Below are 13,908 nucleotides of genomic sequence, written 5' to 3'. Positions count from 1 at the left end.
CGTCTGTTTTATGGAGCCTTAGTAGGAACATTCCTTCTACGTCTTTTGTTCGCAGCAGTTCTGCCTATGACCGGCGATGAGGCCTATTTCGTCGTTTGGGGCATGCATCCTGCGCTGGGATATTATGACCACCCGCCAATGGTTGGCTGGTGGCTTACAGCGCTGCTTGCACTGGGAAAATCGGCATGGTGGCTGCGTATGCCCGCCCTATTGCTAAGTCCGTTCATGGCATGGGGCATTATGCGGATATTGCGACCGCATACGGGTACCTTGGCTTACCTGACGGCCACACTGTTCCTGATTTCGCCGGTAAGCCTTTACAACGTATTCATCACCACTGACACGCCGGTAATTTTCTTTATCTTTCTGAGTGGATGGGCGTTTTACGAGGCCAGTCGCTCTGAGCGGCTCAGGGATTACATGCTGGCTGGCCTCGCGGTCGGGCTAGGGATGCTCTCAAAGTACTTTGAAGGCTTGATGGCGGTTGCCATAGCAAGCTATTGGGCGCTCATCGACCGGCGGGTAAAGGCTTTTCTGGGCTTGATGCTGGTTGCGGGAATCAGTTCGCTATTGTTTGCCATCAATTTATATTGGAACTACGAGCACTGTTGGGATAATTACCTATTCAATCTGGCAAACCGAACCCACAAAGGATTCACCTTCAGCGGTCCGCCGCTTTATCTGCTCACCCTCCTTTATCTCTTCACGCCTCCACTGTTGTATGGTCTTTACAGTGTACGTGGGGCTATCTGGCAGCGTGCTCGTGAGCCCTTGGTCGGCGGTTTTGTGGTTTTTTCCGGGATACCTTTACTCCTCTTCGGGCTCCTGTCCTTTAAGAATGTGATCGGGTTGCATTGGCTATTGGGGTTTTATCCTTTCGTATTCATTCTCTTCGGCGCAGTTACGAATTGGCTGTCGCATCGCAGCAGCTTGGTTTTCATGGCTATTTTTTCCGCATTACATATCTTACTGTTGGGAACGCTATTATCAGTCCCTGTACCTGATCTAAAATTTATCGGGAAAAACTATTCTATGGTGGTGCTTGGAACACAAACGGATCGTATATGGAAAGATGCTGAGGCCTATGCAGTGGGTAGACATCTGGCGACACGTGGATATGCCAGCGCGGCGATTCTTGAGTACCACACGGGAAGGCATTTCGCCGTCTTCGGCAGTGGCTCTGACCACGGGCGTGAAGATGACTCGCTGACCAATTTCATTCATTGGAACGGTCAGAACGTTCTTCTGATCAGCACTAACAACCTTCCAGTCTCAGTCTATGCCCCCTATTTCGATCATGTTCAAAAACGCGTCATTGATGTGGATGGTGCAAGTATTAGCCTTATTTTAGGTAATGGTTTCCGATATCCTGTTTATCGACGCACTATCCTCACACAGATAAGAGCAAAGTATTATCATTTCCCGAGTTGGCTTCCAGTAGGCGCCTGCCCTTTCACTCAGCGTTACTTCGGCGGTATCCGATGACTCTCTCAGCGCCGTCTCGCCAATTGTCTGGCTGGGGACGTTTTCCCAGTTATGAAAACCCTGTTGTACGTCCGGAGCGCTATCGTCAAATCTCAGAACTACAGATTAATCAAGCTCGAATTGCGCGAGGCTGCGGAAGAAGCTATGGCGATGCGGCACTGGCCTCAAAGGGCAACGTGATCGACATGCGGCGCCTAGATCGCATGCTGGATTTCGATATGGAGACCGGGATACTTCACGCAGAAGCCGGTTTGACCCTGGCTGACACGATAAAGCATTTGTTGCCACTTGGATGGTTCCCGGCAATCACGCCAGGTACCCAACACGTGACGCTCGGCGGGTGTGTTGCCAGTGACGTGCATGGCAAGAATCACCATCACTCAGGCAGTTTTTCCAGTCATGTCGATGGTATATCGCTGATCGATGCTACCGGTCGTGAAACTTGGGTTGATCGCGCGACGGATCCTGACTTGTTTAATGCCACGTGTGGCGGCATGGGATTGACCGGGGTAATTGGAGAGGTACGCTTGCGCCTTCGGCGCGTCGAATCAGCTTATATCCAAACACGCGAGGACCCGGCCCCTAATCTCGCTACACTGATGGAAATGTTGGCGGATCCGAATTTTGACGACGATTACACGGTCGCGTGGATCGATTGTCTGCGAGGAGGTCGTGGCATTTTGATGCGGGGTCGCCATGCCCTGATGGATGAACTTCCGACAAAGCTACACGCGTATGCATTTGAGCCGCAGCTGGCTAAACCGCGTCGTGTGCCTTTCACACCACCCCGTGGATTACTCAACCGTTACAGCGTGGGGATGTTCAATGAGGCATATTATCGGTCCCACCAAGGCTCCACCAGAAATACGACCTTGCAGGATTACCGCCGATTCTTCTACCCGCTCGACGGTTTGTCTGACTGGAATAGACTTTACGGGCGTGGTGGTTTCATTCAATACCAATGCGTGATGCCTCAAGATGCAGCTGTAGAAGGACTACCAAAGCTGTTGGCGAGGATTAATCGAGCCAAACTTGCATCTTTTCTTGCTGTGCTCAAGCGCATGGGAGCTGAAGCCGACAGTTTGCTGGGCTTTCCACTAGCTGGATACACCCTGGCTATGGATTTACCAATCAATGGCGCGCGGGCGGTTGAATTGTGTGCGGAACTCGATGCCATCACTGCCGATCATGGTGGGCGTGTCTATCTGGCGAAGGACGCCTGCTTGGATGCTGGGCGATTCCGACAGATGTATCCACGTTACCCCGCATGGCTGGATATCAAACGCCGCGCTGACCCGAAAAACCACTATGCATCTGCACTCTCGCAACGACTGGGCATCCCCAATGACTAAAGGTGTACTTGTGGTTGGCGCAACCTCGGCAATCGCCAGCGCGCTCTCACGTGAACTCGCGGCAGCAGGATACGGTTTGTATTTGGCCGCTCGTGATAGCGATGAATTGAAAAGACTCAGTACTGATTTACGAGTGCGCTATCGCGTCCCTGTCGGTTACGGTGACTTCGACATCGAGGATATCGGTGCTCATGAACAGTTACTTCATAGAGCGGCTGTGGAGTTGGGAGATATCGACGGGGTTGTACTGGCCGCTGGGATGTTGGCTGATTCTCAGCAGATGCAAGATGACGAAGCAACGGCAGCCAAAATCTTAGCTGTTAACTTCACAGCACCAGCTCTGCTGTTATCGCGTTGTGCGCGTGCGCTAGAAGCCCGCCGACAGGGCTTCATCGTTGGACTTGGTTCAGTTGCCGGTGACCGCGGGCGTCAAAGCAATTACACCTATGGTGCGGCGAAAGGCGGTCTGGCGCTGTACCTGCAAGGTTTACGCAACCGGCTTACCTCTAGCGGTATTCATGTAATGACGGTCAAACCGGGATTTGTAGACACGGCAATGACCTATGGTTTGCCGGGACTGTTCCTTGTCGCCACGCCACGAGCTGTGGCAGCTGACATCATGCGCGGCATTAAAAAACGCAGGAATACGCTTTATACCCCATGGTTCTGGTGGATCATCATGTCTCTGATCAAGGCAATTCCTGAAGCATTTTTCAAACGCATGAAGCTGTAATCAATTCAGTTTGAAACGCTCAATCATTGCCCTAACTTCACCTGCAAGCGTCTCTAGGCGATAACTCTGCTCGGCAGCCTGCCCCGCACTATCACGAGCACGCCGCGTTCCGCCACTGATGGCCGACAGGTTTCGATTGACCTCTTCAGCAACGGCACTCTGCTCTTCTGCTGCGGTCGCGATTTGTGTCGACATGCTGTCAATCGTCTTGATCGCCTCAGCAATCTCAGCCAAAGCTACTGCGGCAGCCTCTACTTGATCCTCGCTCTTAGTCGCTTCCTCACGTACGCCCACCATCACAGTGACGGCTTCCCTGGCGCCTCCCTGAAGACGTTCGATCATGCCCTGTATTTCCGCGGTGGAACTTTGTGTCCGATTTGCCAGGGAACGCACTTCATCAGCGACAACCGCGAAACCACGCCCCTGCTCTCCTGCACGCGCTGCTTCAATGGCCGCATTGAGCGCCAAAAGATTCGTTTGCTCAGTGATCAACGAAATAACTTCCAATATCTTACTGATATCTTCCGTTTGAGATTCGACACGCTCAATCACTTCGGTGGCTTTTGCTACGTGCTGGCTGAGCATGTCTATGCCGGTAATCGCCGTGGTGGACGCCAAGGCTCCCTGATGCGACAGTTCCTGCGCTTCATGTGTCGCGCGTGCGGTTTCGCCAGCGTTGCGTGAGACCTCGTGACTGGTCGCGGCCATCTGATTCATCGCTGTTGCCACTTGATCGGTTTCAGAGTCTTGTTGGGAAAGTTCGCTATTGGTGTGTTCGGTAATACCTTTGATTTCGATCACCGATTTGCACACTTCGTCTCCGGTTGACTGCATTTGTTTGATGATCGCGCTCAACTCGCGTCGTACCTTGGATGCTGCAACAGCTATTCGCCCCAATTCATCGTGAGTCCGTTGATTGATCACACGAGAAAAATCACCCGACGCCAAATGCTCGAGATCGTATACGAGGCTCTTGGCTGGCCGCACAATGGCGGTTTCCAGTACTGCCACGAACCATGCGAATGACACCAGAATAGCTATGCCCATCAAGCCCGCACTCAGCAGAATGTGCCCCCGCACATGCGAGCTGAGGGATAAGATCTGACGAATTGCTTCAAGGTTTAGGGTACTGGCACCTTGTAGCTGAGCCTGAAGCGCACCATATCCGCTCCAAGCGACCCAGAGTCCATATGTCGCAGCCAACAGTAACAGTATCGTAGCAATACCCGTTATTAGTATGAGTTTGTTGCGGATGCTTTCTCGTATGAATTTCATGATTCTGCCGATCTCCTTGCCTGCTCTGTAACGGGATCATTCTTATTAATATTGGATCTGGTCTCGGAGTTCAGACGGATGCCATGTTTATCGGCTCAAGCACCCGTTTTCTTGAATCCTCACCATATTCTCGCTACTACCCTACAGCGTGGATAGGGGGCTGGTCATCGTCTGCGATTCGCATTAGAATACACCGCCTTGATGGGGCGGTAGCTCAGCTGGGAGAGCGTCGCGTTCGCAATGCGAAGGTCGGGAGTTCGATCCTCCTCCGCTCCACCAAATTCTCCTAGTAAAAACAATAAGTTGCAATGAAATGACCACCCTTCAGAGTTGGTCATTTTTTGACCAAAATGCCCCTCTGTGGACAGACATTTGTCCATATGGTGTCCATGAATTCCCGCTAGTACCCGTCTGTCTCTGTCCATCTGTCGTCCATGAGGCCGATCCGGTGTGGGCGACCTGACCTTAGCGTTTACCCCCTAACGCTACCCGCGCCGAACCGCCACCGCACAGGTGTGCTCGCAACCACTTGTCGGCTAATCGCTGCCTCACGTCAGCCATGTTTCTGTCACCCGTCCGCACACAAACTTCCTTGCCAGACAAGGAAACTAACACCTAGAAACTATTGACTGAATGTGTTGCAAGCACATGTTTTTACTAACTATAGAGGTTTGACGATACCGATTTACCGTGAGACAAATACGCCAAGGGAGAGATCAACCTAGCGGGACTAAGAACATGAACACTGACAAGCTGCTTATGCCTTTTGCACAAGCGTACAAAGCGCTCTCGATGCCGCGACCGACTGCATATAAGCGTGCTCACGCGGGGAAATTCCCTGTGCCGGTTCACCAAATAAACGGACGGATGATGGTCCGATCTGCGGACTGGGCCGCATTCGTGCAGGCACTCGATAACGACGCCTTCCGCGTAGGCGGTGCGTGATGGACGGCTTCACAAACCTCAAGGCCAGCAACAAGCCAACGGACCGCGAGAAGCGCAGGATCAAGTACAGCGTCGAACCGCTGGACATACTTGATGCGTTCGAGAATGAACCCGATCCGCTCGACTGGATATGGCCGGGATTCCTTGCATCCTCTGTGGGGTCACTGGTAGCACCCGGCTCCACGGGCAAGAGCATTTGGACAATGGAGGCCGCGTTCTCAGTGGCCGCTTCGGTGGCCGGCGGCGACGTGCTGGAACTCAAGCCCAAACACACCGGCAAGGTCACGTACATCGCTGCTGAGGACGACAGGGCGATACTCCGGCATCGACTGCATGCTATGCGCGAATGGCTTGAGCCAGCGGCAAGGGAAGTCATCTCCGAAAACCTGACCCTTGTACCCATCGTCGGCAAGCGCTGGAACCTGCTCGACGATGACTGCCTACGGTTCATCAAGGAGGAATACGAAGACAGCCGACTGATTGTCTTCGACACGCTCAATCGCGTTCACACAGGCGATGAGAACTCCAACGGCGACATGAGCGCGGTCGTGTCAGGGCTTGAGTGGATCGCCGCTGACGGTGGACCTGCATGTCTGTTCCTACATCACACGCCCAAGCAAGTTTCGATGAACGGCATGGTGGATCATCAACACGCAGGACGCGGCGCGACCGTGTTAAGCGACAACCCGCGCATGGTGTCTTACGTGGCGCGCATGACGGCGGAGGAAGCGCAGAAACTCACAACTTGGCCTGCCCAGAACCCCAAGCCGATCCCGGAGGAAGATCGGCATAGGTACGTCCGCTTTGGAACCTCGAAGCAAAATTACGGGGAGCCGACCGAGCCCCGTTGGTACAGAAGGGCCGAGGGCGGGGTGCTGGTGCCTGTCGAGTTATTCCCTACCGAAGGCGACCAGAAGGCAGACACGGCGCAGCAGTACGCCGCAGCAAGCGGAGGGCGTCGCCATGACTGGTGATCGTTTGCCCACCGCAACGGCACACCAAGCCCGACTCGGGATGTTTCAGCCTACTCGCAGGCCAATATACATCCAGCGGGAAATCACGACCCCATGGGGTCTAGTGCGAATCGTCGGAAGATTAGGGCAGGCACACGCAGACGTCTTTGAAGCGCTGTTCTACAGTGCCGAGGATTACGGCCCGCTGCTCGACGAGGACGGTGGCGAGCGGATCAAGCTCCTTGTTGACCCTGCAAAAGTGCGTAGGCTGACGAGGCAGGATGGGACGGGGCTTAAAACGATGCTGGACGAACTGACAACGGCCCTGATTGAGATAAAAGAACCGGAGCACCTACGCTGCATCGGTCACTTGATCGACCACATCGGCCTAGCAGCGCGACAAGATGGTAGCTACGTCACAAAGCCCAACCCGATGGGCGGCGAACGGCACCTATTGCGCATCGAGATCGGTAAGGCTGCTGTCCACCTACTGCGCCATGACATGGGACTGTGGCGTGATCCAAGTCCCATCGCAAAAATGAGGCGCGGCATCTCACAGAGCGTAGCGCGACTCATGCTGACTCACAGCCCCACCAAGCAGCCCACAGGCGGATTCCGGCTGGATAAAGTGCTTGAACAGGTCTGTGGGCCTCTCGCGCAGCAGGAGGCTAGGAATCGCCGCCGAGAGCTACGCGCCGATGCCGACAACCTCGCAGCAATCGGGATAGTAATCTGCGGCGACCGGATCATTTGCTACAGGCGAGAAGAAAGGAAGCGCATCCAAACAGGCAGCCTGAGCATGAATCACGAGGCGAGCGTGTAGCAGTTCCGCAGTGGCGTGTAGCAAATCCGCAGAGCGTGTAGCAGTTCCGCAGTGGCGTGTAGCACTTCCGCAGTCCTATAGGTTCTTCTAGGAACTTCATATAGGAAGTTCCTAGGGAACGCCCTTTTGAGGGGCGTTCCTCGAACAAACCCAAAACCAAAGCAAAGACAGGGGCGGGGAAAAAAGCGGATGGTTTGTACTCGATCCAGACAATACGTTTTCTCTATCCGCCGCAGGCGGGGCTAGCCATAACCCCGCGCTTTTTTCCCCGCCCCTATATCTGTTGTCGAGGTCGGCTTAGGTGTGGCGTGGGGCATGCACCGGATCGCACCGTACCCAATCCAGCAGTGCTACGCTCCGCGCGGAAACTATGCGCCGTATTGCACGCTAGACCCAACCGGGCATCACTACATCCCGCTCACTATGCGCGAGTAGCGCGGTTGACCGAAACGGCATTGAAAAGGCCCGGTCTATCCGGGCCTTTTTTTAGTCGTCGTCATCGAGGTCAGGCGGAGGCGGGGGCTCAGTCATCCGCTGGCCGCTGGTAAGCGTCTTGACCACCCGTGGGGTGTTCGACCTGATCGTCGGCGGTTTGTAGTCCTCCCGCCAGCTCGGCGGCACGCTGCCCTCGAACTTCGTCTGTTTGACCGGGGCCGGTGTCGCCGCAGGCCGGGCCTGCGGGGCGGCGGGTGCTGGGCGGCCCTGCGTGGCCGCAGGAGCCGCAGGAACGACCCGGCCAGACGTAGCCGCTGTCTGCTGCTCGCCGGGGAGCGGGCGCTGCACGGGTGCCAAGCGCCCCTTCTCAACCGCCTTGCGGGCGTTGACCACCAGACGGCGCAGGCGCTCAGGATCACCATCGCCACACTCGACCACCGGGGCAAGCGCATCGGCAATCTGGCCCCACGTGCAGCCGATACGTCGAGCGCCGTCGATGGCGTCAAGATAAGCCGCTAGTTTTGCAGTCTTGGCCTTGGGCTCCATGGTCGTACCCCTCAGTTAAGACGACCGTCAGGTGGCGGCGTCGCGTCGCCAAGTCGTGGGTCGATTAGTGGTCGTGGTGGCGGGGCGTACAGCCCTTTTGCGACCGCTCGCCGAGCCCGACCTATTGTCGTTTGCAGAGACGCGGGGCTCATATTTCCCCACGCCCAAGAACCCTGCTCAGCGATCTCGCCCCACGTCAGCCCTTGGCGGCGGGCATCGTTAATTGCGTCCAATCGAGCGGCAACGCGGACAGTTTTGTTCTTCGGTTCCATAAAACACCTCCGGTGGCTCAGATCAACAACGAAACAGCCTTGATTAGGTACTCATTCGGTATTCAATCGGTACTATTTCAACATCATCACAACAAACACTTTTTCCGATGTCAACAATTATTTAACAAGTATTCAGGCAACACTCAACAAGAACTCCGTTCACTTTCAGTGAACGTATAGAAATTTCCGAATCTCCTACGTCGATTCTAAGAGACACACCAACGCATCCTCCGGATGCCTTGGTGTCGGCTCCGCCGCCAAAACCTCGCTCCGCTCGGCCAACTCGCCCCTTCGGGTCTCGCCCGTCGCCGCTGCGCGTCTCCGAAGCCGCCCTCCGGGCCGCCTGCTTCACTCAGCTTGCGGGCCATACAAGATTTTGTATAATCGGTTTGTGAAGGCACCGAAGACAATCGAGTTCAGGGGTAGCGCGTTGGACGATCTGCGTGCTTTCCCGTCAGACGCCCGCCGAGAGGCCGGCCATCAAATCGACCAAGTGCAGAACGGGCGTGACCCCGACGACTGGAAACCTATGCCGGCAGTTGGGAAGGGTGTTCGGGAAATCCGTGTCCGCGATGCCACAGGCGCGTTCCGAGTGATCTACGTCGCCAAGTTGGCCGATGCCGTCTACGTCCTGCACTGCTTCCAGAAGAAGACGCAGAAGACGGCCAAGAGTGACTTGGAGTTAGCTGGGCAGCGCTACCGGGATTTGTTGAAGGAGCTAGGACGATGAGCAACAAACGATATGCGAACGTGTGGGACGCCATCGAGGACACGCCCGAGGCCGCCGAGAACATGAAGCTGCGCTCGGCGCTCATGATGGCGCTGAAAAAGCATATTGAGGCCGTCGGGCTCAGTCAGGCGCAGGCTGCCAAGCTATTTGGCGTGACACAGCCCCGTGTGTCCGATCTGATGCGCGGCAAGATCAATCTGTTTGGCCTTGATGCGCTGGTAAACATGGCGGCGGCTGCCGGGATGCATGTCGAGCTAAGGGTGAAGGATGCGGCTTGAGCCAATCGCCCACCTTTTGCTTCGTCTCAAATCGACCCACAGCGGCCCTTCAAGGCGGCGTGGGTTCTCCGGCAGCTACCTGAGTGAAGCAGTCAACAGTGGCTGAATAGCGTCTAACGAACAAGTGGTGATTCACTACCGCCTACCTCTAGCTCGACGCACCCCAGGCCCCACCAAGCTCGCTTCTCAAAGCATGCTGGCCTGCGTAGTTCTCCAAATTGGGTATTGTTGCCAATGCCATGTCTTCCCTAAGCAGATAACTCGCGAACTTTTTTTCGACGCTCTTCCAGTCTTCCTTTGTCATTTTCCGTGAATTGATTTCTCGTATTTCCTCGATGCACTGAACACTTCGAACACCTGTGGTCATGGCCATGCTTGACATATACACATGATCTCGTAGAGAAAATTCCTGATGAATCTGTCCAGAGTGCGTTATACGCAGTCGCTGACTCTCATATATCTCCTGGTCTGTTGGATCATATGACTCCACCAACCTATAACTGAGAAGCTTTGACAGATGCTTGGCCGTTGCGATTCGCGGGATTCCGCACGTTTCGAAATAGTCCTGAATGCTCTCGACCGAGATATATGTGTTCTCAGCATCCGACGCCTGATTATGTATGTCAAACAACATTCGCAACACAGACAGTCGCAGCAGCGGCGTTGTGACACTCTCAGGGTAAATAGAAAATACATTAACGATGTAATCGTTAGCATCCTCTTGGTATTGGCTATGTTCGCCGAATATCAAGGCTTGCCTTATCTTAAGGCGAGGTATCGTTAATCTCCCATTCGACAGATAGGTCTTTACCAACTCTTCCATACTAACAATCGGACTAGTAATTACCCTTTGCGCCATATTTAGACCACGGCGTATGTCGTGATTCGACAGCCATCCAATTGTACGAGATACGTATTCCGATTGGACAAATAATTCGTCAATACACACAGCGAATGCATGTAGGTCTTCTAGGCGCAGCCGAATTCCCTTTGTTAAGAAGTAGTCCTTCCGCTCCTTCTCTTCTGCTTCCAATTTATCCTTAAGAAAGTCGACTCTTTTCTTAAGAACCTCCTTTGTCGATGGGACCGGAAGGTAAAAGGATGTTGTCTCATAAGATTGCATTGGCCCATGCTTCGAAAGTTGCCAGATCGTCCGATCTGTGATTGGGCAAACAACGAATGAAAGAACCTCTCTATGAATAGACTGCGCGAACTGGAACACTGCCTCTTGAAATGGCTGAGGAAAATGATCCGTATTATCGAAAATAAGACATGGCATCAACTTCCTTGAACGTACCGCATCTTGAAGAATTCGAGCTAAATATACGCGGGGTTTGCTAGCGACTAAGCTCGCTATGTGGTCACCAAACTTCTCTTTGAACTTTGCTTTATCTCGCTCATACAGGGGTTTGTGCTCACCGTTTCGCCATCGATCGTAATCGCTGAAGAATATGCCTTGTAGCTCTTCATAGCGAGGCGATCTGCCTTGAAAAAGGGACTGTTCAACTTCATGGATCATACGACTGACAAGCCAGTCAGCAATCCCATCAAGGACTCCATCTGAATCCGCGACATCGATTCGGATAACAATACATTGGTCTCGAAGACGCTTATCAAGAACCATTCGGAAGAATCGGTCTATGAAAGTTGATTTTCCTGCCCCCTTATTGCCGATCACCAAAACGAACTCCCCTTTTTGGCTATCGACCGCCGTACGCACATGCTCCTGCAACTCTTTGGCTTCAGCACTTTCGACCACATCAATTCTGCTAATAAGATTTCTTGCAATTTTCTGAAGACTAATGTCTGCCTCACGGCTCTCCTTCGACTCCACAAAACACTTCGCCAACATCTCGGGGTCATTGTCACCCGACATAGTTCCGAAGAAACTTCGAAACACAGTATCTAAGTCAGCAGCCATGCGCGATTTACTTAGGAGCCGGATATCTTTATTCTCAAGCACCCGATACAGGGGATCAGATTGAGTTATCGAGAGGCCTTCCGCTTGCTGTATATATGCGCGAAACAACCCATTTAAAACTCCTTCGCGCGAAAAAAGGTCATAGAACTCAGAGAAATTTTTACTTATGCTCTGCAATGTTGGGAAAGCAAAAGCTTGGCCGTCTTTTGGCCTCACGCCATCAGTTCGCAAAGCCCAGAAGCCGATCCACTGAAAGCCAGTTGTGAGGACTGCAAATGGGACCGCGACATCGAGACAGTACCGCTGTGCCTGCTTAACGCCATCAACAGCTGATTGAAGCGCCGGACCTCCAAGCTTGTAGCTTCGATAATTCTCTTGTTTGGTGTTTAAGAGTGGAGTTTCTGCGCGCTTAGCTTCTACGACCAGCTTTGGTTTTCCACTGGCATTGACGAGGTAATCAACATACCCGGATTCAACATGCGGTTCGGTATTGATTTTCTCGCGACTCCACCCTAGAACATCTGTCAACATTCGGTCGATAATCTGAAACCTAGTGTCCTGCTCGGTTGAGATGGCTCCTTCGTTTGCACTCCACTCCCCTATAAGTGAATCAAAAACCTCCTTCGCCTTGTCCACATCCATCGACGCCTCCACTGAAATTAACGAAAAGAAGGGTTTCTTCAAAAATCTCGCGTGCAGGTAACCCGCAGGGACTATTTGCGCATGATAGCGCTTGCTTTTATACCTTTCTAAGTACAACACATAATAAACATGTAGGGCTGGTTTCTGCTTTCCCGCAGGAACTAGTCATTCAAACGACTGCTTGCTGAAGTCTACGAGCGACCGGGATTGGCCGTCTCCTGCCTAACATAGAGATGCGTCATAACTCTACCCCGTCACAAATCTACCCCAGCTTAGCCGCCAAATCCTCCGCTGACGGATGGTAGTAGCGCATCAACATGCGCAGGTCACGGTGCCCCGTCACCTTCGCCAGCTCATGCACGCTCAACGGCCCAGCAAGCCGACTGGTTGCCTCGTGCCTCAGATCGTGGAAGCGCAGGCCGACAAGGTGCCCTGCGTCGATCCTAAGCCCCTCTTCCTCGCACTTGGCCTCATAGATTGATCTGGCGCGTACTACGGCCCTCTCGAACGCCTGCGTGACCACATCATTGCGGACCGAGAACAGCCGGTCGTCTTCGGCCTTACCTTTCCCGATCGGCACGACGCGATGGCGGCGCTTCTCGTCGCGCTCGGCCTTCAATTCTTCAAGCACGGCCAAGGCGCGGCTCGATAACGGCACGTCGCGCGGATAGCCGTTCTTCGTTTGCGGGATATGCAGCACGCGACGTGCAAGGTGTACATCGCTCCATCGTATCGCCACAATCTCGCCCCGGCGCATGGCCGTCTCGACGGCAAGCCTGATCATGTACGGCAGCACAGGCGAACGCGTGGCCTCGCAGATCGCCTCAATCTCGGCGTCTGTCACGCGTCGCTCACGGGCGTTCCGCAATGGTGGAAGCTTGACCAGCTTGACCGGGTTGCTGAGTGATTCCATACCCCACGACCGCGCTGCCGTTTGGAACACATGCGACAAGATCGCGATGCGGCGGGTGATCGTGGCAGGCGCGTATCCGACGGCCCGCCAATCATCGACCAGTGCGGACACGTCCGCCGAGCGGATGCGGGCGAGGGTCAGCTTTGCGAGCCTTGAATCGAGCAGCAGGCCGATAACGGACGACTCCTGCACCTTCCCCCTCTTGGAGGCGGATACTTCGTGCTCGTAGCGTTCTAGGGCCTCGGCCAAGGTCGTGCGCTCGGCTTCGGTGTTGTCCCGCCAGATTCCGCGCTCAATCTCGGATTCTTGCCGTCTGGCCCACGCTTCGGCGTCTGCCCGCCCCATAAACGTTTTGGATGAGGCTACGCCATCGCGGCGGATTTTCGCCTGCCATTTGCCGCTGGGTAGCTGGTTGATGGTAGCCATATCGTGGACGCTCCCGTGTCCATAGCGTGTCCACGACAGTTTACCAAATCGCTATAACCCGCACCAATACTGGCTTTCAGAGGTTTTTATTTGACCTTCGCAATGCGAAGGTCGGGAGTTCGATCCTCCTCCGCCCACCAACCCTCCTTTCTTGCTGATTGCTAGCGTATTCTGCCCAT

11 protein-coding genes and 1 tRNA gene are annotated in these 13,908 nt (G+C 54.1%); 8 read left to right on the top strand and 4 right to left on the bottom strand.

Annotated elements, in window-relative coordinates:
• The first annotated feature begins 66 nt into the window (after positions 1–66).
• The 3 genes from BJI67_RS07360 to BJI67_RS07350 are packed head-to-tail and all read left to right on the top strand — an operon-like array spanning position 67 to position 3,570.
• Positions 67–1,485, top strand: coding sequence for a glycosyltransferase family 39 protein (locus BJI67_RS07360; protein ID WP_070072486.1), 1,419 nt, complete (start codon positions 67–69; stop codon positions 1,483–1,485).
• A complete protein-coding gene (locus BJI67_RS07355; RefSeq protein ID WP_070072485.1) occupies positions 1,482–2,837 on the top strand; it encodes an FAD-binding protein in 1,356 nt (451 codons plus the stop codon). The genes BJI67_RS07360 and BJI67_RS07355 overlap by 4 nt, the downstream gene beginning before the upstream one ends.
• On the top strand, positions 2,830–3,570 hold the full coding sequence (locus BJI67_RS07350) for an SDR family oxidoreductase (RefSeq protein ID WP_070072484.1): 741 nt from the start codon (positions 2,830–2,832) through the stop codon (positions 3,568–3,570). Before BJI67_RS07355 ends, BJI67_RS07350 begins: the two co-directional genes overlap by 8 nt.
• Here BJI67_RS07350 and BJI67_RS07345 read toward each other — a convergent pair whose 3' ends face one another.
• Positions 3,571–4,845 (bottom strand): methyl-accepting chemotaxis protein, encoded by a 1,275-nt coding sequence (locus tag BJI67_RS07345; protein ID WP_070072483.1) that lies wholly within the window; start codon positions 4,843–4,845, stop codon positions 3,571–3,573.
• 203 nt (positions 4,846–5,048) lie between these two features.
• On the opposite strand from BJI67_RS07345, the gene BJI67_RS07340 reads away from it, so the two are divergent.
• The 3 genes from BJI67_RS07340 (at position 5,049) to BJI67_RS07325 (ending at position 7,566) form a co-directional block, all read left to right on the top strand.
• A tRNA-Ala gene (locus BJI67_RS07340) sits at positions 5,049–5,124 on the top strand.
• A 665-nt stretch (positions 5,125–5,789) separates the two neighbouring features.
• Entirely contained in the window at positions 5,790–6,764 is a 975-nt protein-coding gene (locus BJI67_RS07330; RefSeq protein WP_083250730.1) for a helicase RepA family protein, read from the top strand.
• Positions 6,754–7,566 (top strand): hypothetical protein, encoded by an 813-nt coding sequence (locus tag BJI67_RS07325; protein WP_156782066.1) that lies wholly within the window; start codon positions 6,754–6,756, stop codon positions 7,564–7,566. Before BJI67_RS07330 ends, BJI67_RS07325 begins: the two co-directional genes overlap by 11 nt.
• Before the next feature lie 486 nt (positions 7,567–8,052).
• Here BJI67_RS07325 and BJI67_RS07320 read toward each other — a convergent pair whose 3' ends face one another.
• A complete protein-coding gene (locus tag BJI67_RS07320) occupies positions 8,053–8,547 on the bottom strand; it encodes a hypothetical protein (protein WP_070072480.1) in 495 nt (164 codons plus the stop codon).
• A gap of 702 nt (positions 8,548–9,249) precedes the next feature.
• Between BJI67_RS07320 and BJI67_RS07315 the strand changes: the two genes are divergently transcribed.
• Both BJI67_RS07315 and BJI67_RS07310 read left to right on the top strand, forming a co-directional pair.
• On the top strand, positions 9,250–9,549 hold the full coding sequence (locus BJI67_RS07315; RefSeq protein ID WP_231940917.1) for a type II toxin-antitoxin system RelE/ParE family toxin: 300 nt from the start codon (positions 9,250–9,252) through the stop codon (positions 9,547–9,549).
• Entirely contained in the window at positions 9,546–9,827 is a 282-nt protein-coding gene (locus BJI67_RS07310; RefSeq protein ID WP_070072478.1) for a helix-turn-helix domain-containing protein, read from the top strand. The genes BJI67_RS07315 and BJI67_RS07310 overlap by 4 nt, the downstream gene beginning before the upstream one ends.
• Before the next feature lie 148 nt (positions 9,828–9,975).
• Here the strand turns inward: BJI67_RS07310 and BJI67_RS07305 are convergent, their stop codons facing one another.
• Both BJI67_RS07305 and BJI67_RS07300 read right to left on the bottom strand, forming a co-directional pair.
• Positions 9,976–12,390: a hypothetical protein gene (locus tag BJI67_RS07305; RefSeq protein ID WP_156782065.1), complete on the bottom strand. Its 2,415-nt coding sequence runs from the start codon at positions 12,388–12,390 to the stop codon at positions 9,976–9,978.
• A gap of 262 nt (positions 12,391–12,652) precedes the next feature.
• Positions 12,653–13,729, bottom strand: a complete 1,077-nt coding sequence (locus tag BJI67_RS07300; RefSeq protein WP_070072476.1) for a tyrosine-type recombinase/integrase — start codon at positions 13,727–13,729, stop codon at positions 12,653–12,655.
• Positions 13,730–13,908 lie beyond the last annotated feature (179 nt).

This window comes from Acidihalobacter aeolianus, from assembly GCF_001753165.1.
Lineage (GTDB): Bacteria > Pseudomonadota > Gammaproteobacteria > DSM-5130 > Acidihalobacteraceae > Acidihalobacter > Acidihalobacter aeolianus.
This window is presented reverse-complemented; position numbering and strand designations above follow the sequence as displayed.